The 25,636-nt window shown below is 45.2% G+C and carries 29 protein-coding genes; 15 read left to right on the top strand and 14 right to left on the bottom strand.

Annotated features, from left to right (window positions below; all coding sequences use genetic code 11):
* Positions 1–139: 139 nt before the first annotated feature.
* On the bottom strand, positions 140–538 hold the full coding sequence (locus R7Q47_RS10690; protein WP_017633774.1) for a GFA family protein: 399 nt from the start codon (positions 536–538) through the stop codon (positions 140–142).
* Positions 539–803: 265 nt separating this feature from the next.
* Between R7Q47_RS10690 and R7Q47_RS10685 the strand changes: the two genes are divergently transcribed.
* From R7Q47_RS10685 to R7Q47_RS10665, 5 genes are all read left to right on the top strand, one after another.
* A complete protein-coding gene (locus R7Q47_RS10685; protein ID WP_005388181.1) occupies positions 804–1,775 on the top strand; it encodes a tripartite tricarboxylate transporter substrate binding protein in 972 nt (323 codons plus the stop codon).
* A gap of 238 nt (positions 1,776–2,013) precedes the next feature.
* Positions 2,014–2,508, top strand: coding sequence for a tripartite tricarboxylate transporter TctB family protein (locus R7Q47_RS10680; protein ID WP_005388179.1), 495 nt, complete (start codon positions 2,014–2,016; stop codon positions 2,506–2,508).
* Between the two features lie 19 nt (positions 2,509–2,527).
* Positions 2,528–4,054 (top strand): tripartite tricarboxylate transporter permease, encoded by a 1,527-nt coding sequence (locus R7Q47_RS10675; protein WP_005388177.1) that lies wholly within the window; start codon positions 2,528–2,530, stop codon positions 4,052–4,054.
* A 279-nt stretch (positions 4,055–4,333) separates the two neighbouring features.
* Positions 4,334–4,849, top strand: coding sequence for an adenylate kinase (locus R7Q47_RS10670; RefSeq protein WP_054728525.1), 516 nt, complete (start codon positions 4,334–4,336; stop codon positions 4,847–4,849).
* 81 nt (positions 4,850–4,930) lie between these two features.
* Positions 4,931–5,701, top strand: coding sequence for a sulfite exporter TauE/SafE family protein (locus R7Q47_RS10665; protein WP_054575024.1), 771 nt, complete (start codon positions 4,931–4,933; stop codon positions 5,699–5,701).
* A gap of 293 nt (positions 5,702–5,994) precedes the next feature.
* Here the strand turns inward: R7Q47_RS10665 and R7Q47_RS10660 are convergent, their stop codons facing one another.
* The 13 genes from R7Q47_RS10660 to sctW all read right to left on the bottom strand — a co-directional run bounded on the left by R7Q47_RS10660 (position 5,995) and on the right by sctW (position 16,834).
* Positions 5,995–6,966: a TAXI family TRAP transporter solute-binding subunit gene (locus tag R7Q47_RS10660; RefSeq protein ID WP_005388171.1), complete on the bottom strand. Its 972-nt coding sequence runs from the start codon at positions 6,964–6,966 to the stop codon at positions 5,995–5,997.
* Positions 6,967–7,171: 205 nt separating this feature from the next.
* Entirely contained in the window at positions 7,172–8,176 is a 1,005-nt protein-coding gene (gene vopD, locus R7Q47_RS10655; RefSeq protein WP_017821326.1) for a type III secretion system translocon subunit VopD, read from the bottom strand.
* A 10-nt stretch (positions 8,177–8,186) separates the two neighbouring features.
* Positions 8,187–9,386, bottom strand: coding sequence for a type III secretion system translocon subunit VopB (gene vopB / locus R7Q47_RS10650; RefSeq protein ID WP_005377260.1), 1,200 nt, complete (start codon positions 9,384–9,386; stop codon positions 8,187–8,189).
* A 7-nt stretch (positions 9,387–9,393) separates the two neighbouring features.
* Positions 9,394–9,879: a SycD/LcrH family type III secretion system chaperone VcrH gene (gene vcrH, locus R7Q47_RS10645; RefSeq protein WP_005377258.1), complete on the bottom strand. Its 486-nt coding sequence runs from the start codon at positions 9,877–9,879 to the stop codon at positions 9,394–9,396.
* A 12-nt stretch (positions 9,880–9,891) separates the two neighbouring features.
* The gene (locus tag R7Q47_RS10640) at positions 9,892–11,715 is read right to left on the bottom strand and encodes a virulence-associated V antigen (RefSeq protein ID WP_282572859.1); all 1,824 of its coding nucleotides are present in this window, start codon (positions 11,713–11,715) and stop codon (positions 9,892–9,894) included.
* 10 nt (positions 11,716–11,725) lie between these two features.
* Positions 11,726–12,010, bottom strand: a complete 285-nt coding sequence (locus tag R7Q47_RS10635; RefSeq protein ID WP_005377254.1) for an LcrG family type III secretion system chaperone — start codon at positions 12,008–12,010, stop codon at positions 11,726–11,728.
* 60 nt (positions 12,011–12,070) lie between these two features.
* The gene (locus tag R7Q47_RS10630) at positions 12,071–12,484 is read right to left on the bottom strand and encodes an LcrR family type III secretion system chaperone (protein ID WP_005377252.1); all 414 of its coding nucleotides are present in this window, start codon (positions 12,482–12,484) and stop codon (positions 12,071–12,073) included.
* Positions 12,484–14,610 (bottom strand): SctV family type III secretion system export apparatus subunit VcrD, encoded by a 2,127-nt coding sequence (gene vcrD, locus R7Q47_RS10625; RefSeq protein WP_086013006.1) that lies wholly within the window; start codon positions 14,608–14,610, stop codon positions 12,484–12,486. Before vcrD ends, R7Q47_RS10630 begins: the two co-directional genes overlap by 1 nt.
* On the bottom strand, positions 14,594–14,935 hold the full coding sequence (vscY, locus tag R7Q47_RS10620; RefSeq protein ID WP_005377248.1) for a type III secretion system chaperone VscY: 342 nt from the start codon (positions 14,933–14,935) through the stop codon (positions 14,594–14,596). Before vscY ends, vcrD begins: the two co-directional genes overlap by 17 nt.
* A gap of 5 nt (positions 14,936–14,940) precedes the next feature.
* Positions 14,941–15,318, bottom strand: coding sequence for a type III secretion system protein VscX (gene vscX, locus R7Q47_RS10615; RefSeq protein WP_318088965.1), 378 nt, complete (start codon positions 15,316–15,318; stop codon positions 14,941–14,943).
* Positions 15,315–15,689, bottom strand: coding sequence for a type III secretion chaperone SycN (gene sycN, locus R7Q47_RS10610; protein WP_005388159.1), 375 nt, complete (start codon positions 15,687–15,689; stop codon positions 15,315–15,317). Before sycN ends, vscX begins: the two co-directional genes overlap by 4 nt.
* A complete protein-coding gene (locus R7Q47_RS10605) occupies positions 15,676–15,960 on the bottom strand; it encodes a TyeA family type III secretion system gatekeeper subunit (protein ID WP_005377239.1) in 285 nt (94 codons plus the stop codon). Before R7Q47_RS10605 ends, sycN begins: the two co-directional genes overlap by 14 nt.
* Positions 15,941–16,834 carry a type III secretion system gatekeeper subunit SctW gene (gene sctW / locus R7Q47_RS10600; protein WP_130546115.1) on the bottom strand — a complete coding sequence of 298 codons (894 nt, stop codon included), beginning with the start codon at positions 16,832–16,834 and terminating at the stop codon, positions 15,941–15,943. Before sctW ends, R7Q47_RS10605 begins: the two co-directional genes overlap by 20 nt.
* A 186-nt stretch (positions 16,835–17,020) precedes the next feature.
* Between sctW and vscN the strand changes: the two genes are divergently transcribed.
* The 10 genes from vscN (at position 17,021) to R7Q47_RS10550 (ending at position 25,583) form a co-directional block, all read left to right on the top strand.
* A complete protein-coding gene (vscN, locus tag R7Q47_RS10595; RefSeq protein WP_137282053.1) occupies positions 17,021–18,343 on the top strand; it encodes a SctN family type III secretion system ATPase VscN in 1,323 nt (440 codons plus the stop codon).
* A complete protein-coding gene (locus tag R7Q47_RS10590; RefSeq protein ID WP_239932555.1) occupies positions 18,340–18,801 on the top strand; it encodes a type III secretion protein in 462 nt (153 codons plus the stop codon). The genes vscN and R7Q47_RS10590 overlap by 4 nt, the downstream gene beginning before the upstream one ends.
* A 9-nt stretch (positions 18,802–18,810) precedes the next feature.
* A complete protein-coding gene (locus R7Q47_RS10585) occupies positions 18,811–20,022 on the top strand; it encodes a type III secretion system needle length determinant (protein WP_238844307.1) in 1,212 nt (403 codons plus the stop codon).
* Complete coding sequence (gene vscQ, locus R7Q47_RS10580) at positions 20,019–20,987, top strand: SctQ family type III secretion system cytoplasmic ring protein VscQ (RefSeq protein ID WP_193579112.1); 969 nt, start codon at positions 20,019–20,021, stop codon at positions 20,985–20,987. The genes R7Q47_RS10585 and vscQ overlap by 4 nt, the downstream gene beginning before the upstream one ends.
* Positions 20,984–21,634, top strand: a complete 651-nt coding sequence (gene vscR, locus R7Q47_RS10575; protein WP_005377232.1) for a SctR family type III secretion system export apparatus subunit VscR — start codon at positions 20,984–20,986, stop codon at positions 21,632–21,634. Before vscQ ends, vscR begins: the two co-directional genes overlap by 4 nt.
* Before the next feature lie 13 nt (positions 21,635–21,647).
* Complete coding sequence (vscS, locus tag R7Q47_RS10570) at positions 21,648–21,914, top strand: SctS family type III secretion system export apparatus subunit VscS (protein WP_005377227.1); 267 nt, start codon at positions 21,648–21,650, stop codon at positions 21,912–21,914.
* Positions 21,911–22,696, top strand: a complete 786-nt coding sequence (gene sctT / locus R7Q47_RS10565; RefSeq protein WP_318088964.1) for a type III secretion system export apparatus subunit SctT — start codon at positions 21,911–21,913, stop codon at positions 22,694–22,696. Before vscS ends, sctT begins: the two co-directional genes overlap by 4 nt.
* A 15-nt stretch (positions 22,697–22,711) precedes the next feature.
* Positions 22,712–23,761, top strand: a complete 1,050-nt coding sequence (gene vscU / locus R7Q47_RS10560; RefSeq protein WP_005387129.1) for a SctU family type III secretion system export apparatus subunit VscU — start codon at positions 22,712–22,714, stop codon at positions 23,759–23,761.
* A 102-nt stretch (positions 23,762–23,863) separates the two neighbouring features.
* Complete coding sequence (locus R7Q47_RS10555; protein ID WP_154204542.1) at positions 23,864–24,574, top strand: helix-turn-helix domain-containing protein; 711 nt, start codon at positions 23,864–23,866, stop codon at positions 24,572–24,574.
* A 106-nt stretch (positions 24,575–24,680) separates the two neighbouring features.
* The gene (locus R7Q47_RS10550; RefSeq protein WP_373920823.1) at positions 24,681–25,583 is read left to right on the top strand and encodes a DMT family transporter; all 903 of its coding nucleotides are present in this window, start codon (positions 24,681–24,683) and stop codon (positions 25,581–25,583) included.
* Positions 25,584–25,636: the final 53 nt, after the last annotated feature.

Here is a 25,636-nt window from a genome sequence, read left to right as displayed (position 1 = left end):
TGGGCCTAAAATGCCCATTAAGTGCCTTTTTTAGCAGAAATAAAGAATGGTGAGTTCATATTGTCGACAACTTATAAACCTTTAAGCTTATGATCTAAAAACTAAAAGCTCAGCTGTCGAACAATAATCGGATAAAAACCTATTCTTTAGGTACAAATTGATCAAAGACTTGTTGCGAAGTCATCTTTTGTGAAGCGGAATTGAGGTCATAATAAGCTGGCTTTTCATCGGTAAAAATCTCTAAAGTGAGTTTGAAATCTGGGTTATCGAACAAACCAGCGGAAAGAATGTACTCACCTGTCGGCAACAAATGGTAGAAAAGGTTTGTGCCACACTCACCGCAAAACCCCCTCACTCCCCAGTCTGACGACTGATAACGTTTAGGTTCGCCACCTTTAAACGTCACGTTAGGCCCACAATGCACCGCATGAAGTGCGCCACTCGACCATTTTCGACACATAGAGCAATGGCACAGGCTAACCTCATTTTTAACCTCAGCGATGACTTCAATTGCGCCGCACAAACACGTCCCTTTCATTCTCTTTTCCTCGTTCATTTCCGTCATTTTATTATGGCCTACCAAAGCGTAAAGCCGCGTGACCTAACACCAACTTCTCGCCGTGAACTTTATGAACAAAATAACCGAAATGCTCAATATTCTCTTTATATCTCTTTTACAGACAGATATTTAACACTTAATTAACCTTTACACCAAGTTCAGCTTTAACGCTTACAAGGCATAACAACTGAGCAAAAACAATAAGGCTCAACTAAATAGAGTCGCTAACATAAGGAACGTGAACATGTTAAAGGTACTCAAACCAACGCTCGCCGCTTCAATCATCGCAGCTTCATTTTCATTCAACGCTCTTGCTGCAGATATTGAAAAAATGCACTTTCTTATCCCTGGAGGTGCCGGTGGCGGTTGGGACATGACCGCCCGAGGTACTGGTGATGTATTAATAAAGTCGGACATCGTCGAAACCGTATCATTTCAAAACCTATCTGGTGGTGGCGGTGGCAAAGCAATCGCACATTTGATTGAAACGGCTGATCGTCAAGAAGATACACTCATGGTGAACTCAACACCGATCGTCGTTCGCTCGCTCAGTGGGATCTTCCCACAATCTTTCCGCGACTTGACTCCTGTTGCCGCAACGGTTGCCGATTATGGCGCCATTGTTACATCAGCCGATTCTCCTTACAGCTCTTGGGAAGATGTCGTTAAAGCTTTTAAAGAAAACCCACGTAAGGTGAAGGTTGCTGGTGGCTCTGCTCGTGGTTCTATGGATCATTTGGTTATAGCAGCAGCTTTCAAAGGTGAAGGTTTTGATGCGCGTAAAGTTCGTTACATTGCCTATGATGCAGGTGGAAAAGCCATGGCAGCCCTACTTTCAGGCGAAACACAACTGCTCTCTACAGGGCTAGGTGAAGTACTCGAAATGTCTAAGTCTGGGCAAGTGAAAGTGTTAGCGATTACAGCACCAAAACGTTTAGAAGCTGCGCCTAACATTCCAACTCTCACCGAATATGGTAATGAAACTGTCTTTGCTAACTGGCGTGGATTCTTTGCAGCACCAGGCACAAGCCAAGAAAAGCTAGATGAATGGAATGCCGCATTTACTAAAATGTATAACACCGACGAATGGCAAGTCGTTCGAGACCGCAATGGTTGGATCGACAACTATAAAGCGGATAAAGCATTCTTCGCGTTTCTTGAAGATCAAGAGCAGCAGATGGGTGACTTAATGCGCGAGTTAGGCTTCCTGAAGTAACAATCGAATTGGGGTCCCTCAGATACCAACCTCAATGAATAACGTAGGTTGGTATTTCCCCATTGTATTTGCACTCTAAGTTTCACCGCATATGGACATTGTCGACAATCGACATGCACACTCCTTTGTTTATATACCCAAAGCGGCTCGACTAGCAGCGAAATGCTTAATTGTTAATGGTTTAGTTTATTCATTGACGTCCATATGCGGTCTTTTTTACTTTTGTTAGGAGTTGAATATGCCTCGTTCAACCAACTTTTTCACCAAAGAGTATTTGCTCTGTCGTGACCGCGTCGGCGCAATGATCTTTCTACTTTTCTGTCTTTGCTACGGTTATCAAACCTCGCAGATTCCATTGTTTCCAGGTGATGAGTATGAACCATTCACCGCACGTACTCTGCCAACCATCCTGACTTACGTTGGTGTCGGCCTTTCTTTGCTATTGCTGGTGACAGGACAACCAGATAAACAAAGTGGCGCAGTGCTGACCTTCAATTGGAAGTTACTGATTGCCTTTTTAATTTTAATGGCGCTCTACGGCGTGGGCCTGACTTACTTAGGTTTTGTGATAGCTACTGGCTTCTTTTTATTGGCTGGCTTTTATCTGCTCGGGGAAAGACGTAAACCCGTTCTGTTTGGCGCGTCGTTTCCATTCGTGATCGCGTTCTACTTATTACTCACTCAAGGTTTGGACATCTATCTCGAACCAGGTTTGATTTTCACCATCTGGTAGTCAAAGAAAGGACTGAATTATGTTAGATGGAATTCTACAAGGTTTATCCACCGCAGTAATGCCAATGAACATTATGATGGTGATCGTTGGTTGCTTCGTCGGTACATTTATCGGCATGTTACCTGGACTTGGGCCGATCTCAGCCATTGCTTTGATGATCCCAATTACTTATGGCCTAGAGCCCTCCTCGGGCCTTATTTTAATGGCGGGTGTTTATTACGGTGCGGTATTTGGTGGTTCTACATCGTCGATTTTAATTAATGCGCCGGGTTGTTCTTCAACCGTGGTGACAGCATTCGACGGCTACCCAATGGCCCAAAAAGGCCAAGCAGGTAAAGCATTAGCTTTGGCAGCTTATTCATCTTTCACTGGCGGAACGCTATCTGCCATTATGTTGCTTGTTGCCGCACCAGCATTGGCTAGCGTCTCCCTTAGCTTCCAATCGTCGGACTATTTTGCGTTGATGCTACTTGGGTTATCAGCAGTCGCGGCTTTTGCGGGGAAAGGTCAGGTAATCAAAGCGTGGATGATGACCATTCTTGGTTTGATGCTATCTACAGTTGGAATCGATAAAGGCGTAGGCGTTGAACGCTTTACCTTCGGTTTAACGGATTTAATGGATGGCTTTAGCTTCTTGTTGCTTGCAATGGCGACATTCGCACTGGGTGAGACACTGATGGGCATCCTTAAACCATCAAAAGACACCAGCGATGAAGAACAAGAAAAGCTGAGCAACATTGGCTCAATGAAAGTGACCAAGGAAGAAATCAAAGATGTTGCGCCTGTTTCAATTCGCTCTTCAATATTAGGTTTCTTCACTGGCGTTCTTCCTGGCGCAGGGGCAACCATTGCTGCTTTTTTAAGCTATGGTATGGAGCGCAACCTCGCACCTAAAGAGAAAAAGGATGAGTTCGGTAAAGGCAGTATCCGTGGTTTGGTTGCGCCAGAGTCTGCGAACAATGCAGCATCTAGTGGTTCATTTGTACCGCTATTAACGCTTGGTATTCCGGGCTCTGGTACAACAGCAATAATGCTCGGTGCGCTGATCGCTTATGGTATTCAACCTGGCCCTCGCCTATTTGTTGAACACCCAGATGTGTTCTGGTCAGTGATCATTTCCATGTACTTCGGCAACATCGTACTTGTGATCCTGAACTTACCATTGATTCCGTACATTTCAAAGCTTTTGGCGGTTCCAAGAACGGTGCTTCTACCGATGATTTTATTCTTCTCAATCACCGGGGTTTATTTGGTCTCTTTTAACACTATGGATGTGTTCGTGATGCTGATTGTGGCTATGGCTGCCATTGCACTTCGGCTCGCTAACTTCCCGCTCGCACCTTTATTACTGGGCTTCATCCTTGGAGGATTAATGGAAGAGAACTTACGCCGCGCATTAATGATTTCAGATGGAGAACTGAGTTTCCTATGGGAGCGTCCTATTACCCTTACCTTTACTGTTTTAGCTGTATTGGTATTGGCAAGTCCACTAATCGTAAAGCTGATTCAAAAGTTTAAAGCACAGCCAGTCAGCGTTGAGCAGTAATCGCTGTCTCTTTCAACCTAGATAAAGCCATCCATCGTGATGGCTTTATCTTCCGCCCTCCAAATCGTTCGCTTATTGTGCAGATGGTATTGACAAATCACTGTCGTTATATAAAGGTGATTGTATGAACACACACTTAGCGCAACTTAACCAACGAATTATCATCATTCCATAGGAATGGTGGGATTTTTTGATGCGCTCAGTATTTATCGAACCCACCCATAGCGGTGGGTTTTCTGTCTCTACCGTATGGGAAAAGCTCTCTTGGAGGCGGTCACAATGCAAAAAATAGCAGTTTTTGGTAAACCCGGCAGTGGAAAATCGACGGTAAGTAAAGCAATCGCGTCTGCTACCGGTCTTCCTCTTCATCAATTAGATTCAATAGTCTATAAACCAAACGGTGATCCCGTTGAGCGTAACGTTTTTGATGAAGCCCATAGCAATATACTAAGCTCAGATCGTTGGATTATAGATGGCCTTGGACCGATCAGCTCTTTCAACGCTCGTTTAGATGCAGCCGATACTCTCATTTATATTGATCTACCATACTCCGTAAGCTATTGGTTTGTGACGAAACGTCTCCTTAAAGGACTATTCATAAAACCTGAAGGTTGGCCTGATGGTAGTTCGGTACTGAAAGGAACGTTACAAAGCTACAAAGTTCTTCAGCAATGCCCCGCATTCTGGAATGATGACTTTATGTATCGCCTCGAAGGGTACTCTCAAAGTAAAGCCGTTCATGTCATCAAAAACGTTACAGAACTGAACAATTTTGTTTTAGAGCGGGTAAAGTAAACCTCATATCAGAACATTAGAGCATGTAGGTTAGATCATCTGAAGCTCTAACAATGAAAAAGAACATAACAAGGATTGTTTATGCTTTTAGAACTCTCACTTTTATTCATTGCTGGCGTAATTGGTGGGATCATTAACTCCATAGCGGGAGGCGGAAGCTTTATTACTTTTCCGGCTCTATTGGCAGTTGGTGTTCCTCCTATTATGGCTAACGCAACAAACACATATGCTTCATGTGCGGGTTACATTAGTGGAGCCGTCGGGTTCAGAGAAGAGATCATGAAGAACAAGCATGAACTGCTGTTCACAGTCTCATTCAGTTTAGTCGGCGGCGCTGTCGGAGCATATCTGTTGCTCAACACGCCAGAATCGCTATTTATGGAAGCCATCCCTTGGTTACTCTTATTTGCCACCGTGCTTTTTCTCACCGGTTCTCGTTTAACAATGCTAATCAAAACTGTCGCGAAAGAGCACAAACATGCTGGCATACTCGGAGCAATCGCGTTGGGTTTACTACTTGTTGGTGTCTCTGCTTACGGTGGTTTTTTCAACGCAGGTTTAGGGGTTATTGTTCTGAGCTATCTGGTAGTAGCTGGCCACCAAGACATTAATTTAATGAACGGTTTGAAATTGCTCGTATCTACGTGTGTTTCACTCATTGCTATCGTGATTTTTGTTGCCAATGGCTCCATTGACTGGCACACAGGTAGTGTTGTTTTGGTCGGTACGTTAGTAGGTGGGTATCTTGCAGCTCGTGTATCTCGTCAACTGAATCCCAATCATGTTAAAGGGTTTGTTGCTCTTTCTTCTATTCTCATCACTCTCTACTTTTTCATTGATGTTTATGTTTAAGCAAAACTTGTACAAGTGGATAACACTCCTACAAAAACACCAGCGCGAAAGATTAATGCAGATAGCTTAACGATTTTTTGTGTCACTCCAGCGAGGTTAGGAATCTAATAGCACTACACTGAGCGGCTAATGAAACCATTTTGATCACAAAGTGCTCGGATGGAAAAGCCTGTATCACGCTCCTTCGTCGCTGTACAGGATGACGAGAGATAGAAATATGCCACTCGCAGTTAAACGAGTGGCATTGATCGAGAAAGATGGCGTTTTACATCAATAATAAGAGAGGGTAACGCTTACTTAATCAGCCCTACTTCTTTGTAGTATTTGAGCGCACCTGGGTGAAGAGGCGCAGATAAACCGTCTTTTACCATTTCCTCTTTCTTCAAGTTTGCAAACGCTGGGTGGAGACGGCGGAAATCATCGAAGTTTTCAAATACCGCTTTAACCACGTTATAAACCACATCTTCTGGTACCGCAGTAGAAGAAACAAACGTCGCGCCCACACCAAAGGTTTGAACATCACTATCTGTGCCACGATACATACCACCCGGGACATTTGCGACACGATAGAAGCTGTTGTCTGCAACCAGTTTTTCTACATTAGGTCCAGCTACCGTTACGATATTACTATCACACGACGTAGTGGCTTCTTTAATCGCTCCACTTGGGTGACCAACGGTATAAATCATCGCATCAATTTTGTTATCACAAAGTGCTTTTGATTGCTCTGCTGCTTTTAACTCAGAGACAAGCTTAAAGTCGTCGTTACTCCAACCATACTGGTTCATTAGCACTTCCATAGTACCTCGCTGACCAGAACCAGGATTACCAATGTTAACGCGCTTACCTTTCAAATCATCAAAAGTTTTGATGTTCGCGTCTTTACGTGCAACGACAGTAAACGGTTCTGGATGAACGGAGAATACGGCGCGTAGCTCTTTAAAAGGCCCGCTTTCTTCAAACTTACTGGTTCCTTTGTAAGCATGATACTGCCAGTCTGATTGCGCGATACCGAGGTCCAATTCACCAGCACGAATAGTGTTGATGTTATAAATCGACCCCCCAGTACTTTCTACCGAACAACGGATACCGTGATCTTCTCGCGATTTGTTAACCAAGCGACAAATAGCGCCACCAGTCGGATAATAAACCCCTGTTACGCCACCGGTACCAATCGTGACAAACGTTTCCTCCGCAGACGCAGAAAAGCCTGTTGTGAGTGCAGCCAAAGAAGCCGCAAGTGCGATTTGCTTAAACTTAAACATTGAACATCCCTTTTACTTGTGTTGATGACCGTTTAAGTATAGCAACCGTTAACAATTTGATAACGTTTGAGTTCTCATCCTTGGAGGTTGATTTATAGATATATACTTTTTTATCAACTTAACCTACTGATAAATAGCATTTAGACTTGAATTCCATAAAAAAAGCGTTGTATAAACAACGCTTTGTAGTTAGTGAAACGGATGGTTACACCGTTGGGACTGATGCTCGCCACGCTTGGTTCTGGCTATCTGAGATAGATCGGAACAAGTCACGTAGCTCTTTCAATAAACCTTCTTGGAAACCAATGTTTTCATCGGCTTTCTGTTTGGCTGCTTGTGCGCGAGTCGCTTGTACTTCATCATCTTTGCTGCGCGCTTGCGCTTTGGTTTGCTCTACATTCGATGCTGAGTTTGCCATCTGGCCCAAAGCTTGAAGAATAGCGTTCTTCGCTTGGTTTGAGCTCATCAACTTATCGAACTTACGGCCACCACTTGTCAGCTGCGCTGTCGTGTCTGCGATATTGTCTTTCGCTAGTGAGTGCGCACGCTTAACCTGATCTTGCTGCGTTTTAGACAAGCTATTGTTATTTAATAACTCTTCTGCTTGATCGAAGCCAGCTTTTTGCGTTTTCAGTACATTATTGCTCGCCATTTCATTCTTGATTTCTTTCCCTGCTTTGAAAGAACCAAGGGCACCAATAATTGCGGTAGCACCCGCTAATACACCCGAAACGACTGCCATCGCGATCATTGCGCTTGCCGAATTGTTTAGCTCTGCCGCTTGGCTTTCTAAACTCGCGACGTTTGCTTCAACAGCAATTTCACGTTGTAGCACTTGCTGCTCACGGCTCAGCTTTGATACTTGATACAACAATGTTAATAGCGTCAACGATTGTGATACCGCATCTGATGGTGACTTGATCACCTCCTCACCGTTAAGTGCTTTCATCGTTGTGCTCACTAATGAGCTCACCGTCGGCGCAAGAGCGCTCATTAGGTTTGCAACAACTTGAGCTTGATTACTCACTGTAGGAGCTTTAGGTGTCTCTAACTGGTAGCGTGCTGCACCAGAAACACCTGACTCACTTTGGCTTTTAACGGCGCCCGCTTCAAGCTTTGTTTCCGGCGCTTTTTCTGCTTTGTTGGTTTTAATGGTATCGCCTAAACCGTATAGTTCACCACGACCCGTTCCGCCTACTTTATCTAGCATAATAAACTCCTTATACCGTTGCAGGACGGCTTAACACCGTTTGCATAGTTTCACTTTTCGCTTGAATCATTTGCATGATGAGGCTCATCAACTCTTGGAAGTCTTCCATCAACTTACCAATCTCTTCTTTGAGCTTATCAATGACAGCCTGGCTTAACGTCATTTTGGCTCGAAGGTCTGTGATATCAGCCTGAATCTCTGTCACGTGAGCATTGTTAGCAGCGTGAACACTGTCCGTTGCGCCTTTACCCACGTTGACGGCAAGATCGACGGTTTCTGCGCCATAACGAATCGCTTTCGCTGTTGTTGTCGCAGCTTTTGTGCCCATATCCGCCACTTTCGCCATGTTTGCAGCGGCTTTCGTAGCGATTTCCGTGACCTTTTGAGCTACCTTACCAGCACCTTTCGCTGCAAGTTTCGCGATACCGCCAGCTGCTGCACCACCAAACGTCACAACAGCTCCGATAACCGCGACGGCGATTTCTAATGCCATTACGACTTTGTTTAGCACATCGACATTTACGCCCGCTTCTTTTAGCGCATCTTGAACGGCTGGCTCTTGCAACGCCATGCTCACTGCTCCCATAACGCCACCAGCGATCATAAGTGCACCGGCTGCTGCACCAACACCCGTTGCCACCATTACGGCACCAACAACAATAGAAACCACCGCACTGATCCAACCAAAGATCTTCGCTGCTAAGCCTGATTTTTGGGCTTCTTTTGCAGCGGCTTCCGATTCTTTGATTTTGTCTTGGTTTTCCACCATCTCTTTTTCGTGTTTAGCTTTTGCGACCTTCACTTCCTGAATTTTCAGCTCGTTTTGAGCACTTTTCAGTTTATCCGTGATAGCAGCAAGCTCTACTTCAAAATCATCAGCAGATCCTGCGATGATTTTGACGGCAATCGAACCTGTTTGGTCTGCAACTGCATGGAGAGATTTTGCAATGGTATCGACGATCTTTTGCAGCTGTGCCATGGCTTTTAGCGTCAAATCATTCACTTTGTCACTAACAGCTGCGTTAGGTGCATCTAACTGAACTTTTACTTTTCCGGTGTTCAGTACATCTGCATCTTTACTCTTCACGTTTTCTACCGTCACAGAAGGCGTCGCTGTAGACGCCGTTTTCTGCACGTTATCTAACGTGGCTTGGCCAGATTCAGGGCTATAAACCTGTGTCTGGATGCGGTCAAGTGCAATAGAACTCATAGTCTAATTACTCCTTTTTATTTCTCACCGCTTCTAACATGATGCCTGCACGCTCATGCAAATCTGCATATTGTGATTTTCCGGCAGACATCTCCTTCGCGCTGTAAAACCCACTCTCTGCTTCTGTCAGTTGTTCCAGTTTCAGGTGACATTCAGCAGAGTGAAAAGGTGGGCGTGGATCATTTACGTCCACTAGCGCTGCGTAGCTGTAGGCGTCTATTGCCTGCAGATACTCACCCAACTCCTGACGAGCCGCGCCAAGGCCAATGAAAAATCGCGCCTGATAATGATCAAGCATGCTGAGTAATTGAAATACTTTCGCTGCTTGCTCAATCTTTCCCGATTGGAAAAAGTTGTAACCTACGGCATAAATATGTTCGATGGTGTCCTGAGACACATCGTGCAACATTTTTAACGTGCCTCCCTCTTCCAAAAAAGACAGCAGTTCTTCTGCTTGCATTTGAGATGGATCGGTCGCGTTTGTTTTAGTCATGGTTGGTTATCCTTAAATGGCTCGTAGGATTTCTTGTAAAATACTGTGGTACTTCTGAACAAACTTGTTCATCGCTTCAACGGTCGAGTTGTATTGAGAACTGGTGTCGTTCAGCTCAGTGGTTTTGATTTGCACTTCATCGTTAAGCAACTTGGATTTAGCACTGACAGAACTAGAAAAATTAGACAGTTTTTTCGACTTCTCTTCGTCTTGGTACGACGCACCATCACCGATAGTAATACCTTGTGTTTGAAGGAAGTCTCGATGGTTTGTTATTTTATTATCCGTCAAATACTTGTACTCAGGTGAAGCTTCAAAATCCGTTTGATTGCTGTAGTTAAAGTCACTCGCTTTGAAGTTACTTTCTGGATATCCCGGTTTATAAACCCCATCAACACTTTGCGTAGAGTGAATTTTTGATTGCACAACACCAAAAACTTTAAGCTGTATTGTGAGATCCTCTAATGCCTCTTTCTGATCATTACGTTTCTCTAAACGGTTAACACGACGCTCATTTAGCGCAAGCAGCACTTGCTCATCAAAACGGTCTCCAATGCTGGACTCAACAACGGCCAACAAATCACGAGCCGTTAGAGAGTGCTCTGCTCTCACCTCGCGATCCGCTTTCTCTTTATCGGTGATATTGAGTAGACGCTCTTTCAATGCCCCTAAGTTCTTGCGCAATGCCTCGTATCGCTCAGTAAATGAAGCCCCGGTAGATTCACCTTTTACTATTTTTTCAAACTGTAATCGGATATCTCGTTCGGTGTTTTCTTTGATCAAATTAACTTGAGCTGCCGTTATTTGTGTCTTTTGGACATCGGCTATCGCTCTGTCCTGGTAAAAGTCGTCGATTTCTATATTTGTTAAACTCACCGCGAAGTTGGCGAACAAGCTAGAAAGGGTCAAAGGCTCAGTTCCACCAATAACAGTGTTAAGTGCTGCTTTTAGATTGTTCGTTCCACTCGCCTCACCATAAGCTGCGCTATATTGGCCTTTCACTTGAGCGGCCATTTCATCTAACGCTTCTTTAAGCTGCTGTTTAGAAATACCAGGAGTCCAGGTAATTCTGCTAGCTAGCGCACTTGCGTCATCGGTGCTTAAAGTAATACCGATGCCTTGAAAACTACTTTTTAATTGAGCTGAGACTTGAAGAGCGAAACTCTCTTTAGTCAACAGAAAATCCGAGCTCTTCAGTTGCGCGAGATTAACGGTACCTAAGCTACTAAAGGCATTGCGAAGAAAAGAAATAGAAGCATCTCTCACTTCACGGGAGCCCATTTGATTAGCAAGCTCTGCAACAAAAAGAGAAATTTCTTTGGTGGCATTAGCCAGACCTGTCTCGGAGAGGTTGGCGATCTGCTCCGCTTGGTTACTCTGAGTGCCCAGATTAAATTGACTAACAAACTCAGTAGATAACGAGCTATCTACGTTTTCCGTCAGTAACTTACTAAACCAAGACTGAAACTGATTTGATAGCGTTTGGTTTGTTTGAGCATTAAACTCGGCTGCGGTTAATTCACCATCTGAGTTAGCACTTTGTAGCGACTTTAGCCAAACAGATGCGGTGTCGGTCAATGATATACCAGCAAACGCGTTATTTTTCGCTTTTAGGTTTTCAAGCGTATCAACATAAAGCGCGATGCTTTGTGATTCCGTTTGTCCCGAGATAGTTGGCAATGAAGAGATTATCGAGGCAAGTTGCTGAGTCTCTGCTTCACCCAGTACAGGGGTAAATGCCTCTATCAAGTTTTGTTGGAAAGTGGGTAATGGTGCACTACTCGCAGCTGTGTCTGTTGCTCCTGTCGTAGAGCCAGTCGTTTTCATATTCGTCATTTCCAAACCTCTAAATCATCATGCCGCGCATCACTGTGGGACGCTTTCTGCGTTTACCTGACGTACCTTGTAGCTGAGTTTGTTGTTGCCGGCGGCGCTGGACTTCGTCTATTAGCTCTTGCTCTGCACGTTTCATGGTATCTACTGGCGCTTTTATGCCGCCAAGTAATACATCCCCCGCAACAGGACCAACACCTAAGCCTTCCAATAGCTCATTAAAAATATCGGTTCTGTCTTCAGCTTTTCTAATGGCAAGCTCAGCGTTCTCAATCGCATCGGTAAACGGTTGCTTCATCTTGATTCCTATCTTAAAGTGGGTCATCTCATCGGTGCTGTCAGTAACAGTCGTGAGTTTTTACTTTTTCAACTTTTTCAAAGGTCTATAATCTGCTAGGCGTAAACAGTACCAGTCTTCTAGCTCATCATGGCTTGCACCGCATGCTTTTAGATAGAACTGTGCCAATCGCTGGCTGCTCATGTTGCTACCACGTAACACATCGACGTTGCCGCGAATGACCCAATCGGAGGGATAAAGTTGAATGGCATGTTCAGCCAAGAGAAATAAGCCGGCAAAGGGGTTACTCAACCCCAATTTTGGACGAACGCGTTTCAGAAGAACGATGATGATTTCACCGTCCTCCACCCGAAAAACGAGCTCTAAGCCTTCAACTTCAATTCGATAACCAAGTTGAATTTCACTTTGTTGCCAAAAGTATGGCGTCACTTCGATCCCCGCTTGCGCCAGCGAGAGTATTAGTTTTGTTTTCATTACATCCCCACCCTTCCAAGTGGCTGAATATTGATTTGCTGGGTTAGTTCTTGAAATGACAAAACGGGCAGATCGTAGTATTCCGATTCAATAAGCTTTCGCACATATCGGCGTACATCCATAGACACAACTAGCACAGGTTTATTCGGCATGCGGCTTAAGTCACCAATGGTCTGTTTCACATCACTGACAAATTGTTGCGTTACTGACGGGTCTAACGCCAAGTAACTCCCTGCTGAGGTTTGACGAATACCGCTGCGTATTGTGTCTTCGAGATTTTGATCCAATAAGTAAGCGGGCAACATGTTTTGTCCGCTCGCGTATTTGTAGCAAATGTAACGTTTTAAGCTGGAACGAATGTACTCCGTCAGCTGTACAACATCTTTCTCTTTTTGGCCCCACTCAACCATCGCTTCCAAGATCACGCGAAGGTTTCGGATAGAAATGTCTTCAGAAACCAAGCGTTGCAAGATTTCCGTCATTTTTTGCAACGGAACAATACGCTGGGCCTCTTTGACTAGCTCCGAATAACTGCCTTCCATCTGCTCCAACAGATAACGCGTCTCCTGAATACCAATAAAGTCTTGTGCGTACTCCTTGAGAACATGAGACAAGTGGTACGTTAAAATCCTGTCGGGTGTGAGAAAACCGACATGACTGGCTACGAGTTTTTGCTCATAACTCTGTGCCACCCAAATGCTAGAAATACCGGGTAGAAAATCTTCATCTTGCTCATAAGGCACGCCTAATAAGTCGATCTGCTCATTCCCTTCTGTCACCAAGAGTTGGTCTTTTACAATTCGTCCTCGTGCAACCGGAACTTCTTGTAACTGAATTAAATATTCGCCATTTTGCATCCCCTCGTTAAAACGCAGGTGGATACCCGGGAAAGGCACGCCGAGGTCGAGATATAGTGCGCGCCTCACCCTTGCTAGCTCTTCATTTAATGCGACCGCTTCCAAGCTTTCCTGAAGGCTCGCGTCAAGATCAATCAACAGCGGGACCGTCATGGCGAACTCTTCTTGCTCACCTAACTTACCTTTACTGTTTCTAGAAGGCGTAGGTTTGCTTGGCTTCGCTGCTGGCGAACCGGCCCCTTGCGAAACAAAGCTTGATAAGTCGGTGCTATCTGATTCCGCTTGTTTTTTCTGTTGATAGAAAAGGAAGAAACCACCACCACCAACCACGGCGGCCAAGACCAGAAAAGTGATTTTTGGAAACCCAGGGATGAGTGCGAACAGCACCAAAAGCACACCACCAATAAGAAGTGCTCGTGGCTGAGCAATCACCTGCCCACCAATATCCGATCCAAGATCAGAAGAGTCTTCATGAGAAACACGCGTCACGATAATACCGGCGGTAATCGCGATAAAGAGTGCCGGGATCTGCGATACCAAACCATCACCAACGGTCAAAATCGCAAACAATTCAAGTGCTTCAGAAGCACTCATGCCTTTTTGCGTTACCCCGATCGTGACGCCACCTAAGATGTTGACCACAATGATGACCAGACCCGCAATGGAGTCGCCTTTAACGAACTTCATCGCGCCATCCATCGAGCCATACATTTGGCTTTCTTTTTCAATCAGTGATCGTCGGTGCCTAGCTTCGTGTACGTCAATTACTCCGGCACGCATGTCACCGTCAATACTCATCTGCTTACCAGGCATCGCATCGAGTGAGAATCGCGCACTAACTTCTGCTACCCTTTCTGAGCCTTTAGTGATCACCATAAACTGAACAATGGTAATGATCAGAAACACAACGATACCGACCACTAAGTTACCGCCCACAACGAAGTTACCGAATGTATAAACGATTTGACCAGCATCGCCTTGTAGCAAGATCAAGCGGGTTGTCGTGATAGATAAAGACAGACGAAACAATGTCGTGATCAATAGCACCGCAGGAAATGCAGAGAACTCAAGTGGCGTGGTGATGTAAATAGCTAACATAAGCAGCACCACCGCAATGCTCATGTTGGTGCCAATCAGTACATCCACCAGTGCGGTAGGAAGTGGCAATATCATCATAAAGACGATCGCGAGTAACATCACCGCAAGCATGATGTCTTTGCGTTGCCCTACTTTGTTTAGAATATCGATCAACTTATTCATGTGATTCACTATTTAAAGATTGCAGATAGCGTCGGTGCGCTTGGCGTGCCCCATCGACGTCATTTTGTTTCCAACGCGCTTGGCTTAAACAAAACCAGAGTCCTGCCGAGTCAGGATGAAGGTCGGATTTTAATAAGTGCTCACACACCTCAATCGCCCGGGTATATCGACCACTTTGTAAACACGCCACAGCAAGTGTTTGCATCGCCTCTTTGTGCTGCGGTTCTATTTCTAGAACCGCATCGAGAATAGAAATGGCATGCTCTGGCTTTTGGTATTGAACTTGTAGCGCAGCGTGAACAAGTAAGAGTTCAATGTCTTTGGATCTCAACATGTTGGTTAGACCTGGATAAGGAGATTGAGCGCCATAGTGAGGTAACGCTGATCAAGTTGTGTACTTTGTAGCGTTTCAGATGCTTTGATAAAAGAAGCGGAGCCTGGATCCTGTGCAAGAACTTGCAGCTGAGCTAACGTTTCATCAAATTGTTGACGGTAATTTTCTGGACGCAACAACTCTGAGTGCAGCAGCTTGGGCTTAGTTAACGCGATGAGATATTGGTCTGAAGGCCGGAGGTCATAGAGCTTCTCTAAATGTGTAGCGACCGCCTGACCATCAGGAAGCAATTGAAATCGCTCTGGGAAATCGGCCTTAACTTCACTATGAGAAACATGCGTAAAGGCTTCGATGCCTACGTTTAAAGTGCTGACTCGAGTCATGAGCCTGCCACATCGTTATGTAGACGAGCCAAAAGCGTAAACGCTTGCTCTAAGGTCGGAAGTGTTACTTCTTCTCCTTTTAGCCTTGCTGAAAAAACCAGAGTTTGCTCATCTAACAAGCCGGTTTTAATTTCGAAAGGCCAGCCTTGATCGGCATGACACAAACACAGTGCACTTTGAATCATGTCACTGGTTTGATGCCAAGATAACGCTCGAGACAACATCAAGAATAACTGCTCACCCTGTCGCTCAATATGCAGCGTACCACTTTGCTCAAAATCCAGCTGCACCCGTCCAGCTGATGAGAAATCGACGGCATCGAGCCCCATTCCTCGGCAAAATTCATCGACGGATGCATCAATCCAACTCATCTTCCCACGCTTCCTCTTCTTCTATATCAATGGCTTCGTCTAGCGCCTTTTGTACCGCTTGGATTAAATTCTGTCGTTGTTCTTCATCGGCGAATACGTCAATTGGGATTGCGCGAACTAACTTATGGAACTCTCGAAAAAAATCGATTTTTTGTTCTACCGCCGTCAATTCCATTGCGTTGGCGACTTTCCATATCTCATCACTGCTTACCCATCGCTGCTCTACCAACGCAATCACATCAGCCATCAAATTAGAAACTTGATAAGCCATAATTCGTCCTTTCCGGTTTAAACATTTGGAACAGCTGACTCACACGATCTTGCAACGTATTTAGAGTTTTGAGTTTTTGCATATCGGACATCAACCACTGCAACTTAACCGAATCGATACTGCTACCTTGAACACTAAGATCTGCACTCATGCCTTGCAGCATAAAGTCAACAGCGGTCGATACCTCCTGCTCACCAAAGCGCGCCACAACATCTTGATAAGCCGCGCCGAGCCCTTGATAACTATGAACGGTATCGCGGTAGAAGCCGCGCAGCTGATGCAAAGAGCTAAACTCTTGCTCTTGGCTGTATTCATCAGCAAAATTTGAGACACGGATTTCCGTATCAATTTGAGACCATGTATCTGGGTTTTGCTCGATTCTTAGAAGTGCTTGGTCAATCAGCGCTAGTAGGTGTTTACTTTCTGGACTCGCACTCAAAAACTTTTTAACGGCTTTTAGCGCGAGGTATTGATGGCTTTTCTCCTCGGAAAACCCATTCAAGTAGGCTTGTAATTGCGCGATGGTCGAGATATTTCCTCCCGCCATTTTTGTAGCCAAATCTTTGATCTTTTGATTCTTTTCAAGATCAGGGACTTTTCTTAAATAGTCCGAAACGAGTTCATGTGCTTCATTAACTCGAACACCACTGTCTTTCACTTTGCGCTTGGTCAGATCTTTCTCTGCTTTTTCGGAACCGAGTGAAGTGAGTTCTTCCATCGCATCAAAAAGTGATTGTGTGGCATTGTGAACACGGACGGTTTCACCGCGATAATTGCCTTTTTGTGAAACGTCGGGGAGAGACGATTCCAACCCGTTTTGGATAGACGCATCAAACTTTGGATTTGTTGCGATATGATTGTTGATAATACTCATTCACTTGCACTCCTTCCGCACAATACAGGCGAATTATAGGAAGTGCGCTTTGTTGAAGCTGTCAAAATCAGACGTGTTTTTTTAGTGCACTTTCAGTTTTCTAAAAACTCCCGACTGATATTCACTATAAATTGATTCTTATACTTTCTATCCTCTCAGCATCAATCATTGCGCATATTTTTTACCTTGAACGATTTCTCATACATCACTGATATCCAACAATCTGCGATTAAACACACGCGTTTGATCCAAATTCGCGGGCGCGTTACACAAGTCACCGGCACCATTATCAAAGCTGTCGTCCCTGGCGTTCGTGTAGGTGAACTGTGTGAGTTGCGTAATCCCGATCAAACTCTGTCTTTGTTAGCGGAAGTGGTTGGCTTCCAGCAGCATCACGCTTTGCTCACCCCGTTAGGAAATATGTTTGGGATTTCCTCAAATACAGAAGTAAGCCCAATGGGTAAAATGCACGAAGTGGGTGTTGGCGACCACCTGTTAGGTACAACGCTTGACGGGCTTGGGCGTCCTTTCGATGGCACGCAAAGTCAGGAACCAAGTGCTTGGTATCCTGTTTATCGCGATGCGCCACCACCAATGCAACGTAAACTGATTGAAAAGCCAATCTCTCTTGGCGTTCGATCCATTGATGGGCTACTGACCTGTGGTGAAGGTCAGCGCATGGGTATTTTTGCAGCGGCTGGCGGGGGTAAAAGTACCCTACTGGCAAAACTGATTCGCTCCGCAGAAGTTGACGTGACCGTTCTCGCCTTAATTGGTGAACGCGGACGCGAAGTGCGCGAGTTTATTGAGCATGACCTAGGCGAAGAAGGAATGGCCAAATCGGTTTTAGTGGTCGCTACCTCTGATCGCCCAGCAATGGAGCGCGCCAAAGCCGCTTTTGTTGCCACTTCTATCGCAGAATATTTTCGTGACCAAGGTAAACGCGTGCTACTGCTGATGGATTCTGTAACGCGTTTCGCCCGCGCACAGAGGGAGATTGGACTAGCCGCAGGCGAGCCACCAACACGACGTGGCTATCCGCCTTCCGTTTTTGCCGCTTTGCCAAAGCTGATGGAACGAGCTGGACAATCAGACAAAGGATCAATTACATCACTGTACACCGTGTTGGTGGAAGGTGACGACATGACAGAGCCTGTCGCGGATGAAACTCGCTCCATTTTAGATGGGCACATCATTCTCTCGCGCAAACTTGCGGCAATGAACCATTACCCCGCCATTGATGTACTTCGGTCAGCAAGCCGAGTGATGAATCAAATCGTTGAACCCGATCATCAGGCGTCTGCTGCTCATATTCGCGAAATGTTAGCTAAGTATGAAGAAGTTGAGCTGCTAATCAAAATTGGCGAATACCAACATGGCGCAGATAGCCTAGCAGATATGGCCATTGCACAAAGTGATGATATACGCGCCTTTTTACGCCAAGGCACTCATGAACCAAGCGATCTTGATGGCGCTATCGCTCAACTTAAAGGGATGGCGAAACAATGATAGAACGTTTATTAGAAATCAAAAAAATTCGCGCTGACCGTGCGGATAAAGCCGTCAAGCGTCAAGAATACCGAGTGTCAAACGCCGCAGCACAGGTTCAAAAGGCCGAACGTTCTGTCGCGGACTATCACGTTTGGCGCCAGGAAGAAGAAGAGCGACGTTTTGCTAAAGCAAAACAACAAACGCTCGTTCTCAAAGAGCTGGAAACATTAAGACAAGAAATCGCGTTGTTAAGAGAGAGAGAAGCCGAACTTAAACAACGTGTGGCCGAGTCAAAAAAAGCGCTTGAAATCGAACGCTCGGCACTTAAAGAAAAGCAAAAAGAGGCGCGACAAGCCCATAAAACCAAAGAAAAATTCGTTCAGTTGCAGCAACAAGAAGTCACGGAAAAATCGCGAGAAAGGCAATACCAAGAAGAACTCGAACAGGAAGAGTTTCGCACTGTCGACATTATCTAAAGGTTCACTATGCGCATTACCCCAACAACTGAAACATCGAATACGCTGCACAAATCAACGCCAGAACAAGCGCCTCTCGAGAAGGAGGCCGAGCTTCAATCACAATTCGAGCATGCAATGACGAAGAAGCCTAGCAAGGGAAAGGAGTCTATCGTTGGGAATCCCCAAAAAAATCATACTGGCGAAGAAGACATACCGCTAAGGCATAAGACATCTCAAGGTCTAGATAAGAAACCTAACCTATCGAACCAAGAAGCCAACGCTGACAAAAACACCTCCACTTTAAAAGGTAAAAGTGACGTCGTCACTAAGAGAGATATAGAGAAACCGCAAGACGACGCAGCAAATAGCGAAGAAATAATTAGCGAAAACAATAAATTGCTTAAAAATGATGGAAAAAGCGATGGCGACACAGTTCTAAGCTCCCCTTCTACCGAGCGTGTTGATCCTCACTTTCAAGCTCAAGCTCATTTGAAAGATGATAAACCGACGCCGATGGATAAACATACCTCGCCGGATTGTCTCTCTACGCTTGAATCTGGCTTGCTTCCCCAAAGTGCGACAGAGACAGAGCTCGCTCAATATGGGATTAACATTGTTGGCTTAACGAAAAAGCAAACTGAAAAAACGCACAATAAGCGTGCAACTCCGCCGCTACAGAATACAGGCAAACGACCAGACCAAACTGGTGGCCTGCCTGAAACCAAGCCTCTTGAAAAAATCGTGACGAAAAGCGCACTAGTCGCCGTTAAAACGGATGAAGAAAAAGTGCCTTCTCAACCCTTTGCAAGTGCGGTAACACAAGGCGATGTCATCCTAAAAAGTGTTGCTTCGCAGGCTCAACCAAGCCCAACGCGAGACGTAAACCAATTACTCCAGCAATTGGTGGACAAAATCTATGTTGCTCTACCAACCGCATCGGACAACAAAGAGGTTCGGCTGTTTCTAAGTGAAGGGCAATTAAAAGGTGGTGAAATCCACATAAAGTTGGACGCTCAAGGGTATAGCGTGACGATTCGACAAGAGCATGCCCTTTCCATTATTAGCCAGCAAGCTAGACAAGATCTTGCTGAACGGCTAAACCGATTCGGCGGTGAGCAGCCACTTCGCTTAGCGATCAGCGAACAAACTCAACAGCTCGATCAACAACAACATGAACAACAACACTCACGCCAACAACGCAGCGTGTATGAAGAATGGCAAGCGGAGAATGACCTATGACGCCGTTAATAATACCCAAAGTGGATGCAGAAAGTATCGCGCTCAGCAATCAACTTTGTGCAAAACAGTGCCACTTCCAAGGGACTGATGGTCAGAGCGTATCGATTACTGTTGCTCAAATCCCTTCATTTGAAGGGTTCCGTTTAACCACGTTGATTGGAGGGCAAACCCTACAAGTAGACTTTTCTCGTGCGCAGCTCCAACATTGGCTGAAATCGACCTTAAATGCTACTGCGTTTGAGTCCCTGCCTAACTCCCTCCAGTTAGCACTTTTGAGCTCACAGATAGAACCGCATAGTGAGGCAATCAAAGCGCTATTTGGTCAGTTACCCATTCTTAGTCAACTACAGCCGTTAGAGGCGAGCCAGGCCCAAGAGCATACTTTAATGTTAACCCTCAATAAGCCTAACGGCTCTCTTTGTTTGTGGGTTAGCGAAGGATCAGACGTGTTGTTGGATGCGCTACCAAACAGCGCTGCTCTACAAGCTCGACACCTCGCTTTACCTGTGTGGTTAAGTCTTGGAAGGACCCATTTGACGTTAAGCGAATTTAATTCGCTCGAGCTGGGAGATGTCATCTTTTTTGACGATGGTTACATCGCCAAGCAACAAGCCATTTTTCAAGTATCTAACCAGAATCTCTGGCGCTGCCAGCTAGATGACCAAACTCTTCACATTATTGAAAAAGAAACCAATATGAATGACGTAAACACTTCAGAAATGTTAACCGACCACCAGCAACTGCCTGTGGAACTCACGTTTGATATCGGCCATCAAACCATCACGCTAGAGCAGCTTAACCAGCTTCAGCCAGGGTACGTATTCGAGCTAAACCAGCCTGTATCTAAGCCGGTAACATTGCGTGCCAACGGCAAAATCATTGGTGAGTGTGAACTGGTTAATGTTAACGAACATTTAGGTGTGCGCGTAGTGGAGCTGTTCGGTGGCACGCAGGAGCCAGCATGATCCAATTACCCGACGAGCTCAATCTCATTGTCAGCTTAGCACTGCTGGCACTGATCCCATTTATCGCCATGATGGCGACGTCATTTGTGAAACTCGCCGTTGTATTCTCACTGCTGCGTAACGCTCTCGGTGTACAGCAAATTCCGCCGAATATGGCGCTTTACGGATTGGCCATCATTCTGTCAATTTTCATCATGGCTCCCGTCGGGTTTGAAACCTACGACTACGTAAAGCAGCATGATATCTCCCTTGAAGATTCTGCAAGTGTAGAAGGCCTCATTGAAAGCGGTTTACAGCCTTATCGAGAATTTTTGAAAAAGCATATTCGGGAAACCGAAGCCATATTCTTCACTGATGCTGCACGCACATTGTGGCCACAGAAGTACGTAGACCGTTTAGAGTCGGACAGTTTATTGCTCTTACTGCCCGCATTTACCGTCAGCGAGCTTACTCGCGCTTTTGAAATTGGCTTTCTGTTGTACTTACCGTTCATCGCTATTGACCTAATTGTGTCGAATATCCTACTCGCGATGGGGATGATGATGGTATCGCCAATGACGATTTCCCTCCCCTTCAAATTGTTGCTTTTTGTCTTGCTTGACGGCTGGACAAAGCTCACCCACGGCTTAGTGTTGAGTTACGGTTAATCACGGAGAAAGTATGCATTCTGCTGAAATCATTCATTTCACGACTCAAGCATTAACCCTAGTGTTGTACTTGTCATTACCGCCGATTTTAGTCGCAGCATTGGTTGGTACATTGGTGTCGCTTATTCAGGCGTTAACTCAGGTCCAAGAACAAACGTTAGGCTTTGTGGTCAAGCTTATCGCGGTCATTATTACGCTGTTCGTCACAACGCAATGGCTAGGGGCAGAGCTCCACGCCTTCGCCTCGCTTGCTATGGATAAAATTCCTCAAATACGATGAGTTATCACGACTTACACCAGACTTTATTTTTGTACAGCCTGACGTTACCTCGGTTAATGGCGTGCTTCATCTTTTTGCCTATTTTGAGCAAGCAAATGCTAGGCGGCACCATGGTGAGAAATGGTGTGCTTTGCTCACTCGCGCTGTTTATATTTCCGATGATTAATCAGCAAAGCTTGCCCACAGAAACCGACGGCATTTGGCTGATAATGATTTTGGGTAAGGAGGTATTAATTGGGCTATTGATAGGGTTTGTTGCTGCTATCCCTTTTTGGGCGATAGAAGCGGCCGGTTTTCTGGTCGACAACCAACGTGGGGCTGCCATGGCAAGTATGTTTAACCCAACGCTAGGCTCACAATCCACACCAACAGCGGTATTACTGACCCAAACGTTGATTACCCTGTTCTTCTCTGGCGGGGGCTTTGTCACTTTTATCTATGCGTTATTCAAAAGCTATACATCTTGGCCGATCGTGGACTTTTTCCCAACCGTTAGCGACGCATGGGTGAGCTTCTTCTACGCGCAATTTGAACAGCTTATGTGGCTTGGTGTGTTGATGTCCGCTCCACTAGTGTTGGCAATGTTTCTTGCTGAGTTTGGTCTGGCGCTTATCAGTCGTTTTGCACCGCAATTGAATGTTTTTTTCCTTGCCATGCCAATAAAAAGTGCCATCGCGAGTGTTTTACTGATCGTGTATCTCGGAATTATGATGGATCACTTTGAAGTACAGTTTTACGGCATTACCCGATTCGCAGAACAACTCAATACCATTTGGCAATAACGCTTAGGATTCTTTATGAGTGCAGAAAAAACAGAGCAACCCACCGCAAAAAAGTTACGCGATGCTCGGCAGAAAGGTCAGGTTGCCAAAAGCCAAGAAATCGTATCGTCTGCATTAATTTTGGCGCTCATAATTGTACTGTTTGCGTTCGCCGATTATTACATGTCGCACATCTCAGCGCTTATTCTCCTACCAAGTAAGCTTGCTTATCAGGGTTTCCAAGATGCGCTAGTCGATGTCGCTATCGCCATCGCAAAAGAAATTGCCTATCTACTCGCTCCGATTATTCTGGTTGCTGCACTCGTCGCCATCTTTTCCAATATGGGGCAGTTCGGGTTCCTATTTAGTGGTGAATCCGTTAAACCCGACATCAAAAAGATCAATCCCGTCGAAGGGGCCAAACGCATTTTTTCCCTCAAGAGTGTGATTGAGTTTATCAAGTCGATCCTTAAAGTCTCTCTTCTTTCCTGCATTATCTGGGTGACATTACGCGGTAACATCAACGCTTTAATGCAAATTCCAACTTGTGGGCTAGAATGTGTCCCGACCATTACTGGCGTCATGATTAAACAATTAATGATTATCTCTTCGGTAGGCTTCATCGTCATCGCTGCAGCAGATTTTGCGTACCAGAAGTTTGATCACACGAAAAAGCTCAAAATGAGCAAGGACGAAGTGAAGCGCGAATACAAAGAGATGGAAGGCAGTCCAGAAATAAAAAGCAAACGTCGTCAGTTGCACCAAGAGCTACAAGCCTCCAATCAACGCGAAAACGTTAAACGTTCTAATGTATTAGTTACAAACCCAACACATATCGCGGTTGGCCTTTATTACAAGAAAGGCGAAACGCCCCTGCCCGTCATCACTTTGATGGAAACCGATGCGGTAGCCAAACGTATGGTCGCAATCGCTAAAGAGGAAGGCGTGCCTGTGATGCAAAAAGTCCCTCTTGCTCGTGCACTATACGCCGACGGTAACGTCGACCAGTACATCCCAAGCGATCTTATTGAGGCAACTGCGGAAGTGCTTCGTTGGTTGGCTTCGTTAGAGTCCGAGGCAGACTAACAAACCACATCCCATTCAAGATCTGGGCTTACAACTGCCCAGCTTTCAACCTCGATACTTTCAACGCTATAATGCGGTATCCTTTAACTGTATGTTGTTTTTATGAAATCTAGCTTAAGCATTCGCTCCTACACGAAACGTATGAGCCGACATACTCATAGTGATTATCATCAACTGGTGCTTCCTCTCCAGGGCAACATACATATTGATATGGATAGTTATGTCGGAAAGGTGGCGGTTGGCGACTGCATAGTCATCCCCAAAAGTTGTGCTCACGGTTTTAATGCCGAAGAGTCATCACGCTTTATTGTTGCGGATATGACCACTTTGCCCACTCATTTGATGGATAGTAGTGTGGCTGTGTTTTCGATTGGCCCACCTCTACTGAGCTTTATCCAGTTTGTCGAAAAACAGCTTGAGTATCAGGTTAATGATGAAATTGAAAACTCAATGGTTGCAACCTTCTATCTGTTGCTGGAGCAGCAAAAGCGGTCTCGCTCCATAGATTCGCGTATTCGAGATGTACAGGTTTTGATCGCCGAGCAGCTTGATCAGCCACTCACCATTGCCTCATTAGCGAATGCCGCTTGCTTGAGTCCGACGCAGTTTAAAAAGCTTTTTAAAGAGCAGCTAAAAGTGAGCGTTCATAAATACATTACATTACAACGTATGGAAAAAGCCAAAGCACTACTGACTCATACAGACCTTCCAGTTCAGTTGATAGCTGAACGAGTTGGCTATAGTGACCTTTCCGCGTTTAGTCGACGGTTTTCAATGCATTTTGGCATGTCTCCTAGAGAGTTTTCTCGGTAGTCACTAAAATAGTCCTCTGGAACAAGTATTCCGTCTTTTCAGCACAAAAATCTCTATCGCTTTCTTTTATTCTTTCTACCCTAAAACAGCCATTCACTAGGTAGAAATTACAGTGTTAAAAAAACATTTCACCGACTATCAATTAGGAACTTTATCCATACTTTTTGCTTCAACCCTGTGGGGGACGACGGGCACCGCTGCCAGCTTGGCACCGGATGTCAGTGCTCTCGCCATTGGCGCATTTTCTATGGGTATTGGTGGATTTATGCAAGCATGTCTGTCTGCGAAGTCACTGAAGAGAGATTTTCGAAAAGTCGTACATAAGAAGAAAACGTTACTGGTTAGTATTATCGCCTTAGCCACCTACCCACTGGCTTTTTATTCATCAATGCGATTCGCCGGTGTGGCTATTGGTACGGTTGTTTCTATCTCCACTGCACCTTTCTTTTCTGCTTTGTTAGAGTGTCTCTTTAGCCGAAATCAGACCATAACCAAGCGCTGGATGATGAGTTTCGCAATCGGGGTCATTGGCATTACCTTGTTGCTGGCTTCTGAGTCATCCGCAAATAGCTTATTTGATCAGGATATGAAGCATTGGGGTGTATTACTTGGCCTATTGGCAGGTCTGACGTACGCCATTTACTCATGGGGAGTAAAGGCTATGATTGACCACGGCATTGAATCGCAAACGGCCATGGGAAGTGTTTTTGGTATTGGTGGAGTTTTGCTTCTACCAACACTTTTCATCACGGGCGATAATCTATTTGCATCATCAACTAATACGACGGTCATGCTCTACATGGCCTTGATTCCAATGGGGTTAGGTTACGTCGCTTTTGGGTTTGGGCTACGGTTTGTTACAGCCAGTGGAGCTAGCATACTCACGCTATTTGAACCTGTTATCGCAGCCGCACTAGCAGTTGCGATTGTTGGGGAAGAAATTTCTTTCATTGGTTGGGTTGGTATAACGTTGACACTTGTGTGTTTGTTTCTTCAGTCGAAAAGTTAAATTCAATGGAGATGAGCCAGCCCCAAAAAGTAACGCTGACGGTAGATAAAGTA

The organism is Vibrio sp. Vb0349 (assembly GCF_033338975.1).
Note: the sequence above shows the minus strand (reverse complement) of the source record. Positions and strands in the feature narration are given on the sequence as shown.